The 19,672-nt window shown below is 37.1% G+C and carries 20 protein-coding genes; 10 read left to right on the plus strand and 10 right to left on the minus strand.

Annotated features, from left to right (window positions below):
- Position 1: 1 nt before the first annotated feature.
- Together rph and ACFQZ1_RS04670 are read right to left on the minus strand one after the other, a co-directional pair.
- Positions 2 to 739, minus strand: a complete 738-nt coding sequence (rph, locus tag ACFQZ1_RS04665) for a ribonuclease PH (RefSeq protein WP_377880930.1) — start codon at positions 737 to 739, stop codon at positions 2 to 4.
- 125 nt (positions 740 to 864) lie between these two features.
- Positions 865 to 1,902, minus strand: coding sequence for a GerMN domain-containing protein (locus tag ACFQZ1_RS04670; protein WP_377880931.1), 1,038 nt, complete (start codon positions 1,900 to 1,902; stop codon positions 865 to 867).
- A gap of 344 nt (positions 1,903 to 2,246) precedes the next feature.
- Here ACFQZ1_RS04670 and nirB point away from each other — a divergent pair, with 344 nt between their 5' ends.
- The 5 genes from nirB to ACFQZ1_RS04695 are packed head-to-tail and all read left to right on the plus strand — an operon-like array spanning position 2,247 to position 7,615.
- The gene (gene nirB / locus ACFQZ1_RS04675; protein ID WP_377880932.1) at positions 2,247 to 4,652 is read left to right on the plus strand and encodes a nitrite reductase large subunit NirB; all 2,406 of its coding nucleotides are present in this window, start codon (positions 2,247 to 2,249) and stop codon (positions 4,650 to 4,652) included.
- A gap of 12 nt (positions 4,653 to 4,664) precedes the next feature.
- The gene (nirD, locus tag ACFQZ1_RS04680; protein WP_377880933.1) at positions 4,665 to 4,982 is read left to right on the plus strand and encodes a nitrite reductase small subunit NirD; all 318 of its coding nucleotides are present in this window, start codon (positions 4,665 to 4,667) and stop codon (positions 4,980 to 4,982) included.
- Between the two features lie 59 nt (positions 4,983 to 5,041).
- The gene (locus ACFQZ1_RS04685) at positions 5,042 to 6,466 is read left to right on the plus strand and encodes a uroporphyrin-III C-methyltransferase (protein WP_377880934.1); all 1,425 of its coding nucleotides are present in this window, start codon (positions 5,042 to 5,044) and stop codon (positions 6,464 to 6,466) included.
- Complete coding sequence (locus ACFQZ1_RS04690) at positions 6,463 to 7,173, plus strand: sirohydrochlorin chelatase (protein ID WP_377880935.1); 711 nt, start codon at positions 6,463 to 6,465, stop codon at positions 7,171 to 7,173. Before ACFQZ1_RS04685 ends, ACFQZ1_RS04690 begins: the two co-directional genes overlap by 4 nt.
- On the plus strand, positions 7,166 to 7,615 hold the full coding sequence (locus ACFQZ1_RS04695) for a precorrin-2 dehydrogenase (protein WP_377880936.1): 450 nt from the start codon (positions 7,166 to 7,168) through the stop codon (positions 7,613 to 7,615). The genes ACFQZ1_RS04690 and ACFQZ1_RS04695 overlap by 8 nt, the downstream gene beginning before the upstream one ends.
- Before the next feature lie 161 nt (positions 7,616 to 7,776).
- Here the strand turns inward: ACFQZ1_RS04695 and racE are convergent, their stop codons facing one another.
- Both racE and gerE read right to left on the minus strand, forming a co-directional pair.
- Positions 7,777 to 8,631, minus strand: a complete 855-nt coding sequence (gene racE / locus ACFQZ1_RS04700) for a glutamate racemase (RefSeq protein WP_377880937.1) — start codon at positions 8,629 to 8,631, stop codon at positions 7,777 to 7,779.
- Positions 8,632 to 8,769: 138 nt separating this feature from the next.
- Positions 8,770 to 8,994, minus strand: a complete 225-nt coding sequence (gene gerE, locus ACFQZ1_RS04705; protein ID WP_020060005.1) for a spore germination transcription factor GerE — start codon at positions 8,992 to 8,994, stop codon at positions 8,770 to 8,772.
- A gap of 297 nt (positions 8,995 to 9,291) precedes the next feature.
- Between gerE and ACFQZ1_RS04710 the strand changes: the two genes are divergently transcribed.
- Positions 9,292 to 11,115 carry an APC family permease gene (locus ACFQZ1_RS04710; RefSeq protein ID WP_377880938.1) on the plus strand — a complete coding sequence of 608 codons (1,824 nt, stop codon included), beginning with the start codon at positions 9,292 to 9,294 and terminating at the stop codon, positions 11,113 to 11,115.
- Positions 11,116 to 11,469: 354 nt separating this feature from the next.
- Positions 11,470 to 11,658 carry a PspC domain-containing protein gene (locus ACFQZ1_RS04715; protein ID WP_377880939.1) on the plus strand — a complete coding sequence of 63 codons (189 nt, stop codon included), beginning with the start codon at positions 11,470 to 11,472 and terminating at the stop codon, positions 11,656 to 11,658.
- A gap of 33 nt (positions 11,659 to 11,691) precedes the next feature.
- Here ACFQZ1_RS04715 and ACFQZ1_RS04720 read toward each other — a convergent pair whose 3' ends face one another.
- Positions 11,692 to 12,267, minus strand: a complete 576-nt coding sequence (locus ACFQZ1_RS04720; protein WP_377880940.1) for a helix-turn-helix domain-containing protein — start codon at positions 12,265 to 12,267, stop codon at positions 11,692 to 11,694.
- A 95-nt stretch (positions 12,268 to 12,362) separates the two neighbouring features.
- Here ACFQZ1_RS04720 and ACFQZ1_RS04725 point away from each other — a divergent pair, with 95 nt between their 5' ends.
- Together ACFQZ1_RS04725 and ACFQZ1_RS04730 are read left to right on the plus strand one after the other, a co-directional pair.
- Entirely contained in the window at positions 12,363 to 13,328 is a 966-nt protein-coding gene (locus ACFQZ1_RS04725; RefSeq protein WP_377880941.1) for a DMT family transporter, read from the plus strand.
- Between the two features lie 177 nt (positions 13,329 to 13,505).
- On the plus strand, positions 13,506 to 14,141 hold the full coding sequence (locus ACFQZ1_RS04730) for an NAD(P)-dependent oxidoreductase (protein ID WP_377880942.1): 636 nt from the start codon (positions 13,506 to 13,508) through the stop codon (positions 14,139 to 14,141).
- A gap of 36 nt (positions 14,142 to 14,177) precedes the next feature.
- On the opposite strand, the gene ACFQZ1_RS04735 is transcribed toward ACFQZ1_RS04730, so the two are convergent.
- From ACFQZ1_RS04735 to ACFQZ1_RS04745, 3 genes are all read right to left on the minus strand, one after another.
- Positions 14,178 to 14,609: an Rrf2 family transcriptional regulator gene (locus tag ACFQZ1_RS04735; protein WP_377880944.1), complete on the minus strand. Its 432-nt coding sequence runs from the start codon at positions 14,607 to 14,609 to the stop codon at positions 14,178 to 14,180.
- Between the two features lie 320 nt (positions 14,610 to 14,929).
- A complete protein-coding gene (locus ACFQZ1_RS04740; protein ID WP_377880945.1) occupies positions 14,930 to 16,156 on the minus strand; it encodes an ABC transporter permease in 1,227 nt (408 codons plus the stop codon).
- Positions 16,157 to 16,158: 2 nt separating this feature from the next.
- Positions 16,159 to 17,043 (minus strand): ABC transporter ATP-binding protein, encoded by an 885-nt coding sequence (locus ACFQZ1_RS04745; protein ID WP_377880946.1) that lies wholly within the window; start codon positions 17,041 to 17,043, stop codon positions 16,159 to 16,161.
- A gap of 193 nt (positions 17,044 to 17,236) precedes the next feature.
- Between ACFQZ1_RS04745 and ACFQZ1_RS04750 the strand changes: the two genes are divergently transcribed.
- On the plus strand, positions 17,237 to 18,067 hold the full coding sequence (locus ACFQZ1_RS04750; protein ID WP_377880947.1) for a 5'-nucleotidase, lipoprotein e(P4) family: 831 nt from the start codon (positions 17,237 to 17,239) through the stop codon (positions 18,065 to 18,067).
- Positions 18,068 to 18,088: 21 nt separating this feature from the next.
- On the opposite strand, the gene motB is transcribed toward ACFQZ1_RS04750, so the two are convergent.
- Both motB and motA read right to left on the minus strand, forming a co-directional pair.
- A complete protein-coding gene (gene motB / locus ACFQZ1_RS04755; protein WP_377880948.1) occupies positions 18,089 to 18,865 on the minus strand; it encodes a flagellar motor protein MotB in 777 nt (258 codons plus the stop codon).
- Entirely contained in the window at positions 18,858 to 19,649 is a 792-nt protein-coding gene (gene motA / locus ACFQZ1_RS04760; RefSeq protein ID WP_377880949.1) for a flagellar motor stator protein MotA, read from the minus strand. The genes motB and motA overlap by 8 nt, the downstream gene beginning before the upstream one ends.
- Between the last annotated feature and the right edge of the window lie 23 nt (positions 19,650 to 19,672).

A 19,672-nucleotide genomic window follows, 5' to 3' on the forward strand; every position in this document is an offset into this window, starting at 1 on the left:
TCTATTCCATATGAGTTACAATATCGCCTAAAGCTTCTTTTTGCATTTCAATAAGCTGTAAAATTCCATGTTCCGCTGCATCAAGCAATTCATTCAATTCACTGCGGCTAAATGTCGCTTCTTCTCCTGTACCTTGCACTTCAACAAAATGCCCTTTTCCTGTCATAATAACATTCATATCGACATTCGCCTTAGAATCTTCTACATAATTTAAATCTAACACAACACCATGCTCATCAACGATTCCAACAGACGTTGCTGCCAAGTAATCTTTCACTGGAATTTTCGATACTTTTCCTGCTGCTACAAGCTTCTCAAAGGCTAATACCATTGCAACATACGCACCGGTAATAGAAGCTGTTCTCGTTCCACCGTCAGCTTGAATGACGTCACAGTCAATCCAAACCGTTTTTTCACCAAGCGCTTCTAAATCAACCACAGCACGTAATGCTCGTCCTATTAAACGTTGAATTTCCATTGTGCGCCCTGTTACTTTTCCTTTACTCGATTCACGAATGGTACGCTGTTCTGTTGCACGAGGAATCATGGAATACTCAGCTGTAACCCATCCCTTTCCTTCCCCTCTCATAAACGGCGGAACCCTTTCTTCAATCGTTGCTGTACAAATAACTTTCGTATCGCCAACTTCAATCAATACTGATCCTTCTGGATGTTTTAAATAATTCGTATGAATATGTACACGGCGCAAATCTGATGCTTGTCTACCATCTACTCGCATAAAAATAACCCCCTTATAACTGCTACATGTTAGTATAGCCCATTTAAAAATTATGTTATGTATGACAATAAAAGAAGGGGAGTTCCCCTTCTTTTCATAAATTAAGTATATCAAATTATTCCTGTTTAAAAACTACCTGTGTTCACGTTTTGCGGACGATCGACTGGTTTTATTAATTTAGTGCCTTTTTCTGTAACAAGATTCGCTTTTCCATTCACTTGAATTAACACATTTTCTACTCCTTGTTTTTCCGTTAAAGTTAATACAAGAGACTGGAGTACATAGTCAGAAATCATACTTTTACCTTTATTCCCATAAATATTTTCATTAAAGTTTAGCGTCACCGTTCCTTTTTCAAGTTTCGGCTCATTGATTAGCTTCACATCTGGATTAAAGTCGTATGTTAACGCTGATTGATGCGCTGGTCCTTTTACAAGTTCATTTACAATTGTCGCGACTTCATTTTCTTTTCCTTCTGCAACGCGGCGCGTTACTGGTACATAATAATTTTGTTTATTATTTTGCGCCAAGAAATACAACGTAACTGGTTTTGTGTTTGTAATATCAGCCACTTGCTCATCATCAAAGTTAATGCCATTTGCCCGGCTTAATCCATTACCAATCGGCGTACCAGCAACAGGCATCTTCGCTAAATCTTGCCCATTTATACGAAATTTCACATTCTTCACTTCTTTAAACTGCGTTAACGTCCAAGTAACTGCTTCTACAATACGACGTTCTTCTTCTTTTTTATAATTTTTCACTTCTTTAGAAAAATCAACAACTGCTGTCCCGTTTTTCACATCAACTTGCATTTCTGTATCTGCGGGAAGTACAGCTTGAAATCCATTTGGCAATAGATTCGTCACTGGCCCATCTTTCACTAAATATTGTAATGTTTGTTTAATGACTGCATTATCTTTCGGGGCAGGTAACTGTACTGTTTGCGGTACAACATAACCATTTTTATCTACGAGATATAAATCTTGTTTTATCGTTTTCCCTTGTTTCGCAGTTTCTTTCTTCTCACCATCTGTATACGTTACTTTCTTAGGCGGATCAATTTGTTCTGTCGCTTTTTCCTTACTAAACAAACCACACCCTGCTAATAAAACTGTACTTAATGTAGCACAAACAATCCATTTTAAAGTCGATTTAGGCATACGCTTTCCTCCTAAAAATCTAAGTTTGTACTACATGTATACGAGCTCCACTTTCACTTTAGAACAAGCAATGACAACTTATCTTTTCTAAAAACATCTACATAAAGTGAAACTTCCATCAGCAGGAGTGTTCTTCATCCCCACTGATGGTTAGTTAAACCAATCAGGTGCATGCCAGCAGTTATCCCCCACCTATCTTCTTTCGTTTCGCTATTACAGCAAATTTGAACAATTTATGAATCCTCCAAAACTGTGATAAATATCACATCTCCTCATTTTCCAAAAATTCTATAATACAAACATAAAAGTTTGTTAAATCTTTCACAAAAAGAAGGGAAATGAATATGAAAACACGTTTAGTCATGATCGGGAACGGTATGGCTGGAATACGCTGCATCGAAGAAATTTTAAAACAAAACCATACCTTATACGACATTACCATCTTTGGAGATGAACCGCACCCAAATTACAATCGTATTATGCTCTCCCACGTCCTACAAGGAAAAACAAATATGCAAGATATCATTATGAACAAATATAGTTGGTACGAAGAAAATGATATTACGTTGTATACAAATGAAAAAGTACTTCATATTGATCGGGAAAAACAAGTCATTGTTACAGAAAAGAATCGTCTTGTTATGTACGATAAACTCATTATCGCAACAGGATCCAGTGCTTTTATCTTACCTGTGGAAGGTTCAAATCTCCCTGGTGTAACAGGATTTCGCACAATCGAAGATACACAATTTATGATAGATACGGCTAAGCAATATAAAAAAGCAGTTGTCATTGGCGGCGGATTACTTGGTTTAGAAGCCGCACGAGGACTTATTGACTTAGGAATGGACGTGCATGTTGTTCATTTAATGCCACACTTAATGGAGCAACAGCTCGATGCTAAGGCAGCTTCATTACTGCGTGAAGATTTAGAAACACAGGGTATGAAGTTCCTTATGGAAAAGAAAACGATAAAAATTCTTGGTACAGACCACGTTGAGGGCATTCAATTTGCAGATGGCGATATTGTAAATTGTGATTTAATCGTCATGGCTGTTGGAATACGTCCGAATACACAGTTAGCAAAAGACGCTGGTTTACTTGTGAACCGCGGCATTGTAGTCAATGACTATATGCAAACAAATGACCAATCCATCTATGCGGTTGGTGAATGTGCAGAGCATAAAGGAATTGCCTATGGTCTTGTTGCACCGCTCTATGAGCAAGGTGCTGTATTAGCAAAACAGATTACAAATACACAAACAGATGGATATACAGGCAGCATCGTCGGTACACAACTGAAAGTTGCTGGATGCGATTTATTCTCAGCTGGTCAAATTTATGAAGATGAGGTAACAAAAGCAATCTCCATATTTGTCGAATGTACACGTTCCTATAAAAAAGTACTAATCCGCGACAATAAAGTTGTTGGTGTTGTTTTATATGGTGATACAGCTGACGGCACACGCCTCTTCAGCATGTTAAAAAAAGAAGAAGATATACAAGAATATACCCCAGCTTCTCTTCTTCACAAAGCTGGGGAAGATAGCGGACTTGATATTACAAGTATGAGTGCTGATGAAACTGTTTGCGGATGTAACGGTGTCACAAAAGGAGCCATTGTTCACGCTATTTTAGAACAAGACTTAACAACATTTGCAGAAGTAAAAGGATGTACAAAAGCTGCTGGATCCTGCGGGAAATGCCGCCCAGTTGTTGAACAAATTTTATCTCATACACTCGGAGATCATTTTGATGCTTCTGCTCAGGCTGCAGGTATGTGCGGGTGCACAACATTATCTCGCGATGAAGTTGTAGCAGCGATTCATGAGAAAGGTTTAAAATCACCGAAGGAAGTGCGAAACGTCCTTGCCTTCGCGCACGAAGAAGGCTGTTCAAAATGCCGTCCTGCATTAAATTACTATTTACGTATGGCCTGCCCAGAAGAGTATGCCGATGATAAAGCATCCCGCTTCGTTAACGAAAGAATGAACGGAAATATTCAACATGACGGGACATTTTCTGTTATTCCACGCATGTACGGCGGCGTTACAACAGCAGATGATTTAATGAAAATTGCAGAAGTTGCGAAAAAATACGACGTCCCACTCGTGAAAATAACAGGCGCAAGCCGCATCGGTTTATATGGTGTTAAAAAAGAAGATTTACCAAAAGTGTGGGCTGATCTTGGTATGAGCTCTGGCTATGCCTACTCGAAGTCACTTCGCAATGTAAAATCATGCGTCGGATCTCGTTTCTGCCGCTTCGGTACAAAAGATTCATTAGGACTTGGCATGTTACTTGAACAGTCATTAGAAATGGTAGATACACCGCATAAAATGAAAATGGGTGTAACAGGTTGTCCGCGCAACTGTGCAGAAGCATTAACGAAAGACTTCGGTGTCGTTTGTGTTGAAAATGGCTTCCAACTTTATATTGGCGGTAACGGCGGGACAGAAGTACGTGAAGCTGATTTTGTAATGATTGTACCTTCAGAAGAGGATGTACTTCGCATCGCCACAGCTTACGTACAATCCTATCGTGAAACTGGTATTTACGGCGAACGTACAGCTCCTTGGGTAGAACGAATGGGCTTACACCACATAAAAGAAGTGCTGCAAGATGAAAATATGGTCGCTATGCTAAATGAACGTTTCCAAAAAGCACGTAGCACCTATGAAGAAGCTTGGGGACAAGCACTAGAAACGCAATCATTAAAAACAATGTATGAAGTAGAGATTGTAAAGTAAGGAGCGATTCGTATGTTACAAACGAAAGAAAAAATAAAAATTATGCCTGCCGTAGATCTTCCCGTACAAATCGGTAAAGAAGTACGCATCAAGGACATGTCTATTGCCTTATTTCGCCTTGCAAATGGCGACATCCGTGCTGTAGAAAACCGGTGCCCTCATAAAAATGGACCTTTAGCGGAAGGAATTGTTTCTGGTGAATTTGTCTTTTGTCCGCTGCACGATTGGAAAATTTCATTACTAACAGGTGAAGTACAAAAACCTGATGATGGTTGTATTCAAACGTATGAAGTACAAGTTATTGATGGCGATATTTATATATACATGTAGCTTATATAAGGAAGCCTCTTCTCGGCTTCCTTTCCAGTAAAAACAGATGAGGTGTAGAGATGAACGGATACGTATATTTAGTCGGTGCAGGACCTGGTGATGAAGGGCTTATTACAAAAAAAGCGATGGAGTGTTTACAAAAAGCAGATATTGTTTTATATGACCGCTTATTGAATCAAAATTTACTTCGCTATACAAAGCCAACATGTGAACTTGTTTATTGCGGAAAAATGCCAACAAATCATATTATGCGCCAAGAAATGATTAACGCTCATTTACTTCAATCTGCCAAAGAAGGTAAGACCGTTGTCCGTTTAAAAGGCGGAGATCCCTCTATCTTTGGCCGCGTTGGTGAAGAAGCAACTGCTTTAGCAGCAGAAAACATTCCATATGAGATTGTACCAGGAATTACATCTAGCATTGCCGCTAGTGCGTATGCCGGCATCCCTCTTACCCATCGTGACTACAGTAATAGCGTAACATTACTAACTGGTCATACAAAAGGACCGATTCAGGATCACGTAAACTACAACTCACTCTTAAATAGTGATACTGTTGCCTTTTACATGGGCATTAAAAACTTACCGACCATTTGCGAAAACTTACTACAAACAGGAAAGAAAAAAGATACACCAGTAGCAGTCATTGAATGGGGTACAACCGGTAGACAGCGAGTCGTTACAGGTACGCTCTCCACAATTGTCGCTATCGTCAACAAGGAACACATTTCAAATCCTTCCATGACAATTGTTGGGGATGTCGTATCCTTACGTAAACAAATCGCCTGGAAAGAACATAAACCATTACACGGAAAAAAAGTTTTGCTCGCCTCTTCATCAAATAAAAAAAGTCAAGCAGAACAAAAGTTACAAGAAGCTGGAGCAGAAACATATCAGATTCCCACTTTCAAAAAACAAGAATACACATTCACACAGGAACAACTCCGTGAAATATTTGATGCGGAACGTCTTGTTTTCTGTTCAGCCGAAAGCGTAGCAATCTTGTTACAATCATGCGCACAGCATCGGAAAGATATCCGTTCCTTACAAGGAGTTCTCCAGCATATGAATCATGCTGCCGAGGAAGCACTTATGAAATATGGACTCTTCAGTGAACAAGCAAGGTTTTCTACAAAACCAACTGTGTATCTAGGACGAAATATTAACCGAATTGCTGTCATTCAAGAAAAAATCGGCCCTGGTTCTTATATAATGACACATGAATATAAAATAGATCATCGTTTTGATGAAATTCATACACGTATGCTCTTTGAATTTACATGGGATAGCATTGTATTTGAAGGACGCGCCGCAATTGATACATTTATAGCAGAAGTTAAACGCCTTGGTTTCATGCATATTGTCAATTTACCATTCTCGTATACAGATGAACTAACTTTACAGTACGCAAATAAAGTCGGATTCCAGAACATCGATTATGAATTACAAGCGATTTTTAATGAGAAAGAAGTGACGGCACAATGAAAGGAATTGTTTATATCGGGCACGGCAGCCGATTACAAGAAGGGAATAAGCAATTCATCCACTTTGTCCAGTCCGTTATAAAGGAGCGAAGCAAAGGGATTCAAAAAATCGGCTTTCTTGAACTCACAACACCAACTGTCCAAGATGCGATTACAGAAGCGATTTTAGATGGAGCAACTGAGGTTTTACTTGTCCCTGTTTTATTATTTGCAGCGGCCCATTATAAACGTGACGTTCCTTTCGAAATTGATCAACTGAAAAAGCGCTATCCGCATATTACATTTTCAGTTGTACCACCTTTCAGTACACACCCGCTCATGATTGAACTTGTAATCAAAAGAATACGTCAAGCCATGCCTATACAAGATAGCGAAATTCTACTCGTCGGCCGAGGTAGTAGTGATCCTCAGCCTATACATGAATTGCAGCAAATCGGAGCAACAGTTGAGCGGAAAATTGGCATGCCCGTTTCCTGCTCTTTTTTAACAAAAGGAGCACCTTCTTTTACCGAAGAACTTAATCGTATAGCAGCAGCGGCTCAACACGTATATGTCATGCCATACCTTCTCTTTACCGGATTATTACTTCGGAAAATTGAGCGCCATGCACACACATATACGAATGTTACAACATGTAACTGCCTTCAATTTGATCCCTATATGAAGTCCGCATTATTAAAACGAATGGAGGAATCTGTACATGTGTAACCTATATCCTCTTATATTTAATCTACAAGGAAAAAACGTTGTCATCATCGGCGGCGGCAAAATTGCATACCGAAAAGCTGTTGGATTAAAAGATACAGGAGCCTTTGTCATTGTTGTGAGTCCGGACATTTGCGAGGAAATGAAGAAACTCTCCTATATTACATGGAAACAAAAAGCATTTACAGGTGAAGACATAAAAGATGCTCATCTCATTTACGCCGCAACAAATCATCACGATGTAAATATGAGGGTCAAACAAGCAGCGCATGATTTTCAGTGGGTTAATATCGTAAGTGACGGCACACAATCATCTTTTCACACACCTGCTGTTATTCGAGATAACGAATATATTGTAAGTATATCCACTTCAGGTAAAGATCCAGCATTTGCAAAACAAATCAAACAAGAACTAACAACTGTTCTTCCACAACTTATAAAGTAAGAATTCTAATAGTGGGCGTTTTTCTTCATCCCCACTATTTAGTGGTACAATTCAATTAAATCAAAGACCATCCTTTCATTTTCAGATACATACTGAATAAGGATGGTCTTTTTGTCTTTTTATAGTATTCTCTTAATTTGCTGGCTATGAAAACAGCATCTTTATAAAACGATATGCTTCACATTCTCAATTGGTTGTCCGAACCATTTGGAAGCAATTTCTTTAAACACATCAATTTCTCCTGTTGTTAAAAATAGATGATCACTTTGCTCTTCTTTATCATACAGCATCTTACTATGATATAAAATGGTGCTCACTTCACGAGCTGTTTCATCACCTGAACTAATTAATTGCACAGAATCACCCATAACCCGTTTAATAACTGGCCCTAAAATTGGATAATGCGTACATCCTAAAATCAGCGTATCGATTTCAGTTTGCTTCAGTGATTGCAGCGTTTCTCTTACTACTTCATACGCTATTTCACTCTCAAAATTCCCGCTTTCTACAAGCTCAACGAACGGCGGGCAAGCTAAACTCTCTACTAATACGCGGTTGTTAATCGATTTTAACGCCTCTTCGTACGCCCCACTTTTCACTGTTCCAATCGTTCCTATTACACCAACATGGTATGTATTTGTCATTTTTAGTGCAGTGCGCGCACCAGGGTGAATGACACCTACCACTGGAATAGACAATTTCTTTTGCATTTCTTCAAGCACAACTGCTGTTGCAGTATTACAAGCAATAACAAGCATTTTAATATCCTGTGCCAATAAATGCTCTGTCATTTCCCATGTAAATTGTCTTACTTCTTCACGCGATCGCGGACCATACGGGCAACGTGCTGTATCTCCTAAATATATAATTCGTTCTTTTGGTAATTGCCGGATTAATTCTTTTGCTACTGTTAACCCGCCAACACCTGAATCAATTACACCAATCGCTCTATTCAAAACAATCGCCCCGTTTTCTCTTTCATAGTCTAAGCGTACCTTCCTAAACAGTGAACTCATCATTAGTACAACATACATAGACTAATAGAATGTTCACTTTATGTACATGTTAGACTTTCTTATTCTCCTCCTTTTTCTAGTAATTTGCAAGATACAAAAATAACCGGCTTTTCCTTATATAAAAGCCGGCTTCATCTCTTATAGTTCAAGCTCTCCCATACGAAGAAGCTCAACAACAGCTTGTGATCGTCCCTTAACCCCTAGCTTCTGCATCGCATTCGAAATATGGTTACGTACGGTTTTTTCACTAATAAAGAGTTCACTTGCAATTTCTTTTGTTGTTTTATCTTGAACAAGTAACTCAAACACTTCTCTCTCTCTTTTTGTGAGCAACGGTTTGGATTGATATTCTTTTTCCTTCAATTGGTATAACCCTCCCTGCTTAAGCAAGAGCTGTATATGTGTAAGTTGGGTGTTTATTTAGTCATGATATTGTATGAATAGAGGCATGTGGTGGTGAATAAAAACAAAGAGAAATTCCATATATTAATTATAAAAAAGTTGTTTGTATTTCATTTTCGTTTTTCTATGTTTTACACAATGTTTCATTATATAAGAACTCCCCATTTATTACCTCTTCCCTTACTAAATATTTGGCTACAAGACGCTCATACTACATAGTATCTATTCCTGGAAATTTTGCACATTGGTGGTGTGAGTATGTTTTCAACAGTAAAAAGATTTCTAATTGGGAGACCGTTAAAATCAACAGCATTAGGAGAGCAGAAGCTAAATAAATTAAAAGCGCTGGCTATCCTATCTTCTGATGCGCTTTCATCTGTTGCATATGGAACAGAACAAATATTAATTGTTCTTGCAACAATTGGAGCAGTTGCATTTTGGTACTCCATTCCTATTGCTGTCGGTGTTTTAGTTCTATTGACAGCACTTATTTTATCATACCGACAGATTATCTATTCTTACCCACACGGGGGCGGAGCTTACGTTGTTTCTAAAACAAATCTAGGCGTAAATGCAGGCCTCATCGCGGGTGGATCATTGTTGGTAGATTATATTCTTACCGTAGCAGTAAGTGTATCAGCAGGAACGGATGCCATTACATCTGCGTTTCCAACTTTACACCGGTACACCGTTCTTATCGCTGTTATACTCGTTATTCTTATTACAATCCTCAACCTTAGAGGAGTAACGGAATCTGCTTCTGTATTAGCTTATCCTGTCTATCTCTTTGTGCTAGCACTCGTTATTTTAATTATTGCTGGGATGTTTAAAATTACATCTGGACAAGCACCGGCCACTTTGCATACACCTATTGGTACAGTAGTACCTGGAATTACATTATTCTTCTTATTAAAGGCATTCTCATCCGGTTGTTCTGCATTAACAGGTGTCGAAGCCATTTCCAACGCGATTCCAAACTTTAAAGAACCAGCTGCAAAAAATGCGGCTAACACATTAGTCATGATGGGAGCGATTCTTGCTGTTTTATTCACTGGCATTACCTTTTTAGCATATTGGTACGGCATTGCACCTAAACATGCTGAAACTGTTGTTTCTCAAATCGCTTCCAATGTATTTGGAAGAAACTTTGTTTACTACTTTATCCAAGGAGCAACTGCTCTTATTTTAGTATTAGCTGCCAATACAGGATTCTCAGCATTTCCATTATTAGCTTACAACTTAGCATCAGATAAATATATGCCTCGCATGTATTTGATGCGTGGTGATCGTTTAGGGTATTCAAACGGTATTATCACACTCAGTTTCGCTTCAATTATTTTAATTATTGTGTTTCAAGGGAAAACCGAACATTTAATTCCATTGTATGCAGTTGGTGTATTCCTTCCTTTCACCTTGTCACAAACGGGTATGATTATAAAATGGGTTCGGGAAAAACCAGAAGGGTGGTTACCAAAATTACTCATTAACTTATTAGGAGCACTTATTTCCTTAACCGTACTGCTCATTTTCTTTGTAACAAAATTTATGCAAGTTTGGGCTATTTTTATATTTCTACCGATTATTGTATTGTTCTTCCATCGTATTTATAAACATTATGACGCAGTGGGTGAACAACTACGCATAAATCCTAATGAATCACCTGAAAAAATTGAGGGAAACGTCATCATCCTACCTATTGCTGGAATTACAAAGGTAGTGGAACAATCGCTCAGTTACGCTGAATCCATTGGAGATACCGTCATCGCTGTTTACGTGGCCTTCGACAAAGAAAGCGAGATTAAAATGCAGGAGAAATGGAAGTTGTGGAAACCCAACATTCGTCTTGTTACAGTAGTTTCTTCTTATCGAAGCTTAATGAGACCCATAAAAAAATTAGTAACTACAATTCAAGATAAAGCACAAGAGGAACATTATGCAGTTACCGTTCTCATTCCGCAATTTATTACGAAAAAGAATTGGCATAACTTTTTGCATAACCAATCGAGTGTTTTACTAAGGGTATATCTTTTGTATAAAAAGAATGTTATTGTCTCAACTGTCCCGTATCGATTTAAGAAATAAAGATACTTTATCATTATAGACAACCAAGAACAATGATTAAAAATAGGCCATTGCTCTTGGTTTATTACTTATGTTTATATTTTCCATGCAAACGCACGAAATAAAAAAAAAAAAACAGTAACCATATAAAGTGAAACTTCCATCAGTTCTCCATCACCTATCTTCCTTGCTCCTCTCTGAATCTTGAGGTAAATGATCTTACTCCCTACAAATAGCGGGATAAAACTGTAATCTTTCCCCAAAAAACGTAATATAATTCGATAGTTCCTACATTTCTTTCCATATAGGATAAAAACATAGATATTCACTACTACATAGGAAAATGGTGAATCACGAAAAGGAGAGGATTTCATCATGGATAAAAAATTATGCAAATCTTCAACAGATAAAGTGTTTATCGGTGTTTGTGGTGGCTTAGGGGAATATTTCGGTGTGGACACAAATATGATTCGTATTCTTTGGCTGATCGCAATCTTATTTTTCGGAACAGGCTTTTTAGCTTATTTCATTCTTATGTTGATTATGCCGCAATCTCCTGAATAAAGGCACCAGTTCCACCGGTGCCTTTTTATTATTTTACGATGAATATTTCATTGTTAAATGTAGAACTGCTACTTCATTTCCCTTATTTTCATAGCTATGCTTTCGATTTGCTTCAAATTGGATAGAATCAAATTCGTTTAATTGATATACTTCTTGTTCAACTTGAATGGAAACTTTCCCTTTCATTACTGTTACAAATTCAATGGCTCCTTCATGATGAGGATCTGCTTCGTATGTGCTATTCGGCTGCAAACAAGCACGATGCATTTCCATCCCTGTTTCTTTTACATAGCGAAATATAGTCTCTAATCGCCAAGTTTGATTTTCTTCCTCTACAGTAAATCCTTCTCCACAACGTGAAATATTTATTGTATCTCCTACAACCATAAGCCGTGACAACGGAATGGATAATCCCTTTGCAATCTTCCAAATCACGCCCAATGTAGGGTTTGTTTCCCCTCTTTCAATTTTTCCTAATGTTAATTTACTAACACCCGTTTTTTTCGCTAATTCTTCTAAACTTAATTTTTGTTCATTTCGTATTTGTCTCAACAGCTGACCAACTTGCTGAATAACTTCTTTCGTCTGTATATCTTCTTGTTCTCGCATATGTATCCCCCACACCCCTCAATACATTATAGTTTACTTTATATTTCAAAAAGCATAGTATAATATACATGATTTTATAAAAAGGAGCGAACGTAATGCGTGCTATTTTATTAGGCATTTTATCATCTGCCTTTTTTTCCGCTACATTTATTATAAACCGGGCTATGAACGTATCAGGCACAAGCTGGGCTTGGACTGCTTCTTTCCGATTTTTATTCGCTTTACCTATTTTATTCTTTATCGTCTTATTTCGCAAAAACCTTCGTCCATTATGGACAGAAATGCGAAAACATCCCTTTGCGTGGCTTAGCTTCGGAACATTAGCTGGTGTTGGATTTTATTCCTTATTAAGTTTCGCTGCTGTATTTAGTCCCGCATGGCTTGTTGCAGGTACATGGCAAACGACAATTCTAGCTGGCTTATTATTGTCTCCGCTATTTTTTATTACAGTTGAAACGAAATCAGGAACAAAACGAGTTCGCGGTAAAATTCCAATGCGTAGTTTACTCATTTCTTTCTTTATTTTAATAGGAGTCATTTGCATGCAAGCAACAGAAGCTGGGCATATTACTATTTCTCAATTTTTATCCGGTTTCTTACCCGTAGTTATCGCTGCATTCCTATATCCATTCGGTAACAGAAAAATGATGGAAGTTGTCGGGGGACGCTTAGATACATTTCAACGTGTATTAGGTATGGCAATCGGCAGTCTTCCTGTCAGTATTATATTGGCAATTTACGGATGGTCTACAACTGGTATACCAACATCTGAACAAATGATGCAAGGTTTCTTATTGGCACTTTGTTCTGGCGTTATTGCCACAATGACATTCTTCTTTGCTACTGACTTAGCAAAAAATAATCTTTCCTTACTAGGAGCGGTAGAGGCGACACAAGCAGGAACAATGATATTTACCGTTCTAGGTGAAGTTTTATTTTTAAACGGTTCCTGGCCTGTTGGATTATCTTTAATTGGGATGATCATTATCATGCTTGGAATGGTAGCAAACAGTATTTTAAACCGCTCTGTTCCTGTTACAAAACAAAAGAAAACAGCATAATTCTCATTTCCGCAGGTTGCTTTTTACTTCCATATAAAAAGCAACTTGTTTTTTTATGTTGACAAAGAATAATAGTTGTAACTATAATAGTTACATAAGGTTGTAACTATAATAGTTACAACTAAATTAAAAATAAATACATTTTTATATAAAACAAAATAAAAAAGGAGAATGATTATGAAACTTGTAGTAGTAGGCGCAACTGGTAACATCGGAAAACAAATTATTGAGGAAGCTTTAACACGCGGACATGAAGTAACTGCTATCGTTCGTGACGCATCTCGCGTAGAAACAGCACATGAACATTTACATGTTGTAACAGGTGATATTTTTAATGTAGATAGTATTGCAAAAGAGGCTGCAAATCATGATGTTCTAATTAGTGCATTTGGTCCTAAGCACGGTGAAGATGAGAAACTTGTGGAAGCAACACACTCTTTATTACAAGCAGCAAAACAAGCTGGCGTTTCTCGTCTTGTAGCTGTTGGAGGCGCAGGTAGCTTAGAAGTAGCACCTGGTTTACAAGTTGTTGATACACCAGCCTTCCCGGCAGAATGGAAATCAATCGCATTCGCACACCGCGATGCTCTAGAAGTATATAAACAATCTGATTTCAACTGGACGAATTTAAGTCCTGCTGCGATGATCGAACCAGGTGAGCGTACAGGTAAATATGTAACAGGAACAGATCAACTACTAACAGATGAAAATGGTGATAGCCGCATTACAATTCCAAACTACGCTGTTGCTTTATTAGACGAAGTAGAAAACCCACAATTTCCTCGTCAACGTTTTACAGTACGTAACGCATAATAAAAGAACCTAGCCATCGTACAAGGCTAGGTTCTTTTATTGTTGTATTTTCTCTTCTAGATTTGTAACAAGCTGTTTTACCTTTACATTTGCAAGAACATTTTCCATCGCGTCTTGCGCTTGCAACAATATAATTTCTAACACAGTTTGAATATTAGCTCCAACTGGGCATTCCACATTTGGATTATCGTGAAAAGAAAATAAATGTCCTTCTTCTACAACTTCAACCGCTTTATATACATCAAGTAACGTAACTTCGTCTAAATCACGAGCTAAAGAAGTACCGCCTTTTCCAGCTTGTACATCAACTAATCCCGCTTTTTTTAACATTCCTGTAATTCGGCGAATAACGACTGGGTTTGTATTGACACTGCCGGCAATCCATTCAGATGTACACCGAGATTGTTTATCGACTTCTAGCAATGTTAACATATGAACAGCCACTGTAAAACGACTACTAATTCCCACTTGTATTCCCCTCCTTTATGCTCATTCTCTCTCATCTATTTAAAAATAACGTACCCTTTATTATATACTATTTTCCTTCATCATATAAAGTGAAACTTCCATCAGTGGGGGTCTTCATCTCCCACCTATCTTCTTCGCTTTATCTGAAGCTTGAGGTAGGAGTCTTACTGCCCAAAAGTAGCGAGATAAAGTAAAAAAACATTACAATAAAGAAACATGTCAGAAATCTTTCGTTCGCTGTGCCTTAAGATTATACATTACCATTCATGAATACAAAAAAAGCCTGATTTGCTTATGAAGAAATCAGACTTTTTCCTAAATTAATAACGTCTTATAAATTTAGCAAGATCTTTAAACTTCACTTTATCAGAATAGTTCATCACACCGTTTACATAAATGCGACTTGTAATAAAGTTTAAAAGGAAGATGGTCACAAGTAATAACGATAACGTAATACTAATTTCTAAAGTTCCTGCTTCTCCAGCTACAACACGCGAGAATGTGACCATCGGCGTAAAGAAAGGAACATATGAACTAATAACAACAATTGTACTATTTGGGTCTGTCAATGATTTAATACTAATGAAAAACGCGGCCATAATTAAAATTGCAACTGGAAACGAAACTGACTGTAAGTCTTCTGTTTTGGATACGACAGCTCCAGCTGCTGCATACATCATCGCATATAATAGATACCCTGTAATAAAAAATACAATAAACAAACTAATAACCTTTGCATCTAGCTTCGCAAAATCAATCGGCATCCCAAACAAAGTTGCATCTTCCCATTTCATCCACCCAATTAAAACAGGAATAAGAAAACCACATGCAAGTATAGCAATTTGCAATAACGCGGTTGTAACAACAGCAAGAATTTTAGCGTACATCATTTGCAGCGGTTTCACTTTTGGAAGCATAACCTCCATAACACGAGAAGATTTTTCCGATGCAATATTCATTGCAATGGTATTTCCAAAAGCCATAATAAACATATACAGTACAAATATAAAAATATATGCAATCCCAAAAGAAGCGGAACGATCTTTTATCGCTTCTTCTTTCACTGAAATATTCGTTTGCAATTGCTGCGCTACATCAGATGGGATCTTATTTTTCAAAAGGACTACTTGTGTATATTGCTGTTTCAAATAGTTTGCTATAATTGCAGACATCTCTTGACTCGGAAAACCATTATACATATAAGTTATTTCAGGAACTCCATTTTTTTCTGTAACGTAAAAAAGGCCATTTAAATCCTCTTTTTCTACTTGTTTACGAAGCTTCTCTAACTGACTTTTCTCTGCTACTTGTATTTGGGCTGATGGAAGGATTTTCTGTAATTCATCTTCTTTTACTTTATACGTCGAACTATCTATTACTATTGCCACCTTATCTTTATCTTTATTTTTATCCTTAGCAGAGGTAAAGTGATTAAAAGCAAAAATGCCAAACACTACTAAAAATAAAATTCCACTTGTAATAAGTGATTTTTTGGAGAGAAATGATTCTCTAAAATAAAATGAAAACACATGATAAAATTTACGCATCTTTATTTCGCCCTTTCTACAAAAATTTCATGTAAAGTTGGTTCTAACATTTTAAATTGACGTAAATGTAAACCTTTTTCTTGTAATTTTTGCAAGATTGATAGGGCTTCTGTATCTTCCTGAACTTGAATATAAAGAGAACCAAGACGTTTCTCATACATAATCTGTAATGTTTGCAATGCCTTTTCATTTTCTTCGTTATCTTCAATTGTTAAGTTTCGGAATCCATATTCCTTTTTTATATCATTTAAATAACCTTCTACAACTGCTGTACCTTGCTTTAAAATACACACATGCTGACAAAACGCTTCAACTTGCTCCATACGATGACTCGATAAAATAATTGTTTTTCCTCTTTGAATTTGTTCTTCAATAATATTTGCTAACATGGCAGCGTTCACAGGATCTAATCCACTAAACGGCTCATCTAAAATAAGTAAATCTGGATTGTGCAGAAGCGCTGCAATTAATTGGATTTTTTGTTGATTCCCTTTAGACAACTCTCCTGCACGCTTATATTTATATTCAGGGATAAATAATTTGCCTAACCAAAAATCAATTGCTGTATCCACTTCTTTTTTTGTCATTCCTTCTAGTCTCCCAAAATAGCGAAGCTGATCAATGACTCGACTTTTCGTATATAGACCTCTCTCTTCAGGAAGATAACCAATTGTTACACCGCTCTTTGAAATCTCTTTGTTATCCCACGTAATACTTCCTTGATTTGGTGCTAATAAACCTAACAACATTTTAATAGTCGTTGTTTTCCCTGCACCATTTCTTCCGAGCAATCCTAGCACTTCGCCTTTTGGCAATACAAGATTCAACTTATTCACAGCAATATTTTCACCAAACTGTTTGGTTAATTGCTGAATTTGTAATGTCATAAATTTCTCTCCTCGCAAATCAAATTATAAATATTTAACAATATATATGAAGAGCATATTTTTACCATATTTTTATTATAACATTGTGCATACTATTCATATAATAAAAATCGATATACAAAATTACATTCATTTATTATTACATTATTATGATATAATTAAGAATTGAGTTTATACATATTAGGAGGGTAATATGAAGAAAAGAAAATTAACAACACTGTTATCTGTTGTATTATTATCTACATCTTTAACAGCATGCAACATGGCGGCAGAAACAACAGCAACAGTAAAAGAAACAAAAGTCCAACTAACGGACCAGCAATTAATGGCTGACTTATGGTATCAAACTGCTGGCGAAGTAAAAGCATTATACCATCAAGGCTACAACATCGGTACACTGAAGCTAGATGCAGCTCTTGCTAAGGGGACAAGCAAGAAACCAGCTGTTGTACTAGACTTAGACGAAACCGTTTTAGATAATAGTCCGTACCAAGTTATGACGGTCAAAACGGGAAAAAGCTACCCTTATAAATGGGATGACTGGATTAACAAAGCAGAAGCTGAAGCTCTTCCTGGTGCAATTGATTTCTTAAAATATGCAGACTCTAAAGGTGTAGACATTTACTACATTTCCAATCGGAAAACAAACCAACTAGATGCAACTACTAAAAATTTAGAACATATCGGTGCCCCGCAAGCAACGAAAGAGCACATTTTACTACAAGAACCGAAAGAACAAGGAAAAGAAAAGCGCCGTGAACTCGTTTCATCAACACATGACATCGTTTTATTATTTGGTGATAATTTATCAGATTTCACTGGGTTTGATGGATTATCCGTGCAAGATCGTAATAAAAAAGTAGAAGAAACGAAAGCTCAATTTGGTGAAAAATACATTGTTTTCCCTAATCCAATGTATGGTGACTGGGAAGGTGCTTTATATGACTATAACTTTAAAAAATCAGATGCAGAAAAAGATAAAATCCGCAGGGATAACTTAAAATCATTTGAAGATAAGAAATAAAGGATGGCGCTATGCCATCCTTTATTTCTTATCTTTTATAAGAGGTAAAATAAATACTTCTACTCGTCTATTTTTCGCTCTTCCTTCCGGTGTATCATTCGATGCGACAGGACGATATTCTCCGTAGCCAATTGCACTAAATTTTTCCGGAAGCAGTTGTTTATTTTGGAGCAATACTTGCATAAAATTAACAGCACGCTGCGTACTTAGCTCCCAGTTAGAAGCAAAATTTGCATTAGAGATTGGAACATTGTCAGTATGCCCTGATACAGTAATTTCTCGAGGCGATGCTGCTACTAATAATGTTGCCATCTCTTGCGCCATGTTCAGCGACTCTAGCTTTACAGTAGCTTGTCCAGAATCAAAGAGTGCGTTATCTAAAATTGTTACCATTAATCCACGTTCAGTAAGCTCTGTTTTAAACGAGGATGTAAGTCCTTTCTCCTGAATATATTTATCGATTCCTTTTTGTACTTCTTTTAATTCATTCATTTCTTGCTGTTTTACTTCTGCCTCTGCTTGTTTCTTAATCTTTTCAGACTCCGGACGCTTATCAGATACATCTTTCTCAGATGTTGGTTTTTGGTCACTTAAAAATTCCTTCTTCCCTGTTCCACCTGAGAGCTCTGATTTAAAAGCAACCGCCATTTGTTTAAACTTTGCAGCATCAAGACTACTCATTGCAAACAAAACGATAAATAACGCAAACAACAAAGTTAACATGTCTGAATATGGAATGAGCCATGTTTCATCGATATGATCTTCATGCTTTTTTTTCTTCTTCTTTCTACTACGCATCTTTTTCCGCTCCCTGCTCTAGCTTTTTACGCTCGGTTTCAGAGAGTGCACCTAAGATGCGATTCTTCATAACAAATGGGTATGTACCAGCCTGAAGCATTAATAGGCATTCAATCATTAAACGTTTCTTTTCAATTTCTTGTGCAGACTTTTGCTTTAATTTGTTCGCAAATGGATGCCACAGAACATAACCAGAAAAAATACCAAAAATCGTTGCAATAAATGCACTAGAAATTGCATGACCTAACTTATCCATATCTGCTAAATTCCCTAGTGCAGCTACAAGTCCGATGACAGCTCCTAAAACACCAAGTGTCGGTGCATATGTACCAGCTTGCGAGAAAAGAGCAGCTCCTTTTGCGTGACGCTCTTCTATCGCTTCGATTTCTGCCTCTAATATTTGCTCAAGATCTTCTGCCGATACACCATCGATAACAAATTTCAAACCTCTCATCAGAAACTCATCTTCCACTTTATCTAGTTGCTGTTCTAAAGATAAAATGCCGTACTTTCTACTTTCTGACGTCCAATGAACAAATAATTCCAGTATTTCTTCGTAGTTCATTTCTTTTTTGTTACTACTAAAAATGATTTTGAATAACTTTGGAATTCTTTTTAATTGATTCACCGGAAAAGCGATACAGACCGCTGCAAGTGTTCCTATGAAAATAATCAAAAATGCAGCGGGATTTAATAGAGCGGTAAGTGAAGCACCTTTCAAAAACATTCCTAACACAACGGCAACTATCCCAAGGATAATTCCAATGATTGATGCCAAATCCATCGTTGTTCCCTCCTAGATTATTC

Source organism: Bacillus sp. CGMCC 1.60114 (assembly GCF_042676365.1).
In the GTDB taxonomy this organism is placed as follows: domain Bacteria; phylum Bacillota; class Bacilli; order Bacillales; family Bacillaceae_G; genus Bacillus_A; species Bacillus_A rhizoplanae_A.

Excerpts from the sequence above, each read along its gene's own strand:
- nirD (WP_377880933.1), top strand. The coding sequence starts at position 4,665 with ATGTTACAAACGAAAGAAAAAATAAAAATTATGCCTGCCGTAGATCTT.
- ACFQZ1_RS04750 (WP_377880947.1), top strand. The coding sequence starts at position 17,237 with ATGAAGAAAAGAAAATTAACAACACTGTTATCTGTTGTATTATTATCT.
- nirB (WP_377880932.1), top strand. The coding sequence starts at position 2,247 with ATGAAAACACGTTTAGTCATGATCGGGAACGGTATGGCTGGAATACGC.
- ACFQZ1_RS04710 (WP_377880938.1), top strand. The coding sequence starts at position 9,292 with ATGTTTTCAACAGTAAAAAGATTTCTAATTGGGAGACCGTTAAAATCA.
- ACFQZ1_RS04730 (WP_377880942.1), top strand. The coding sequence starts at position 13,506 with ATGAAACTTGTAGTAGTAGGCGCAACTGGTAACATCGGAAAACAAATT.
- racE (WP_377880937.1), bottom strand. The coding sequence starts at position 8,631 with ATGAGTTCACTGTTTAGGAAGGTACGCTTAGACTATGAAAGAGAAAAC.
- motA (WP_377880949.1), bottom strand. The coding sequence starts at position 19,649 with ATGGATTTGGCATCAATCATTGGAATTATCCTTGGGATAGTTGCCGTT.
- motB (WP_377880948.1), bottom strand. The coding sequence starts at position 18,865 with ATGCGTAGTAGAAAGAAGAAGAAAAAAAAGCATGAAGATCATATCGAT.
- ACFQZ1_RS04685 (WP_377880934.1), top strand. The coding sequence starts at position 5,042 with ATGAACGGATACGTATATTTAGTCGGTGCAGGACCTGGTGATGAAGGG.
- ACFQZ1_RS04740 (WP_377880945.1), bottom strand. The coding sequence starts at position 16,156 with ATGCGTAAATTTTATCATGTGTTTTCATTTTATTTTAGAGAATCATTT.
- ACFQZ1_RS04725 (WP_377880941.1), top strand. The coding sequence starts at position 12,363 with ATGCGTGCTATTTTATTAGGCATTTTATCATCTGCCTTTTTTTCCGCT.
- ACFQZ1_RS04715 (WP_377880939.1), top strand. The coding sequence starts at position 11,470 with ATGGATAAAAAATTATGCAAATCTTCAACAGATAAAGTGTTTATCGGT.
- ACFQZ1_RS04670 (WP_377880931.1), bottom strand. The coding sequence starts at position 1,902 with ATGCCTAAATCGACTTTAAAATGGATTGTTTGTGCTACATTAAGTACA.
- ACFQZ1_RS04720 (WP_377880940.1), bottom strand. The coding sequence starts at position 12,267 with ATGCGAGAACAAGAAGATATACAGACGAAAGAAGTTATTCAGCAAGTT.
- ACFQZ1_RS04690 (WP_377880935.1), top strand. The coding sequence starts at position 6,463 with ATGAAAGGAATTGTTTATATCGGGCACGGCAGCCGATTACAAGAAGGG.
- ACFQZ1_RS04745 (WP_377880946.1), bottom strand. The coding sequence starts at position 17,043 with ATGACATTACAAATTCAGCAATTAACCAAACAGTTTGGTGAAAATATT.
- ACFQZ1_RS04695 (WP_377880936.1), top strand. The coding sequence starts at position 7,166 with ATGTGTAACCTATATCCTCTTATATTTAATCTACAAGGAAAAAACGTT.
- rph (WP_377880930.1), bottom strand. The coding sequence starts at position 739 with ATGCGAGTAGATGGTAGACAAGCATCAGATTTGCGCCGTGTACATATT.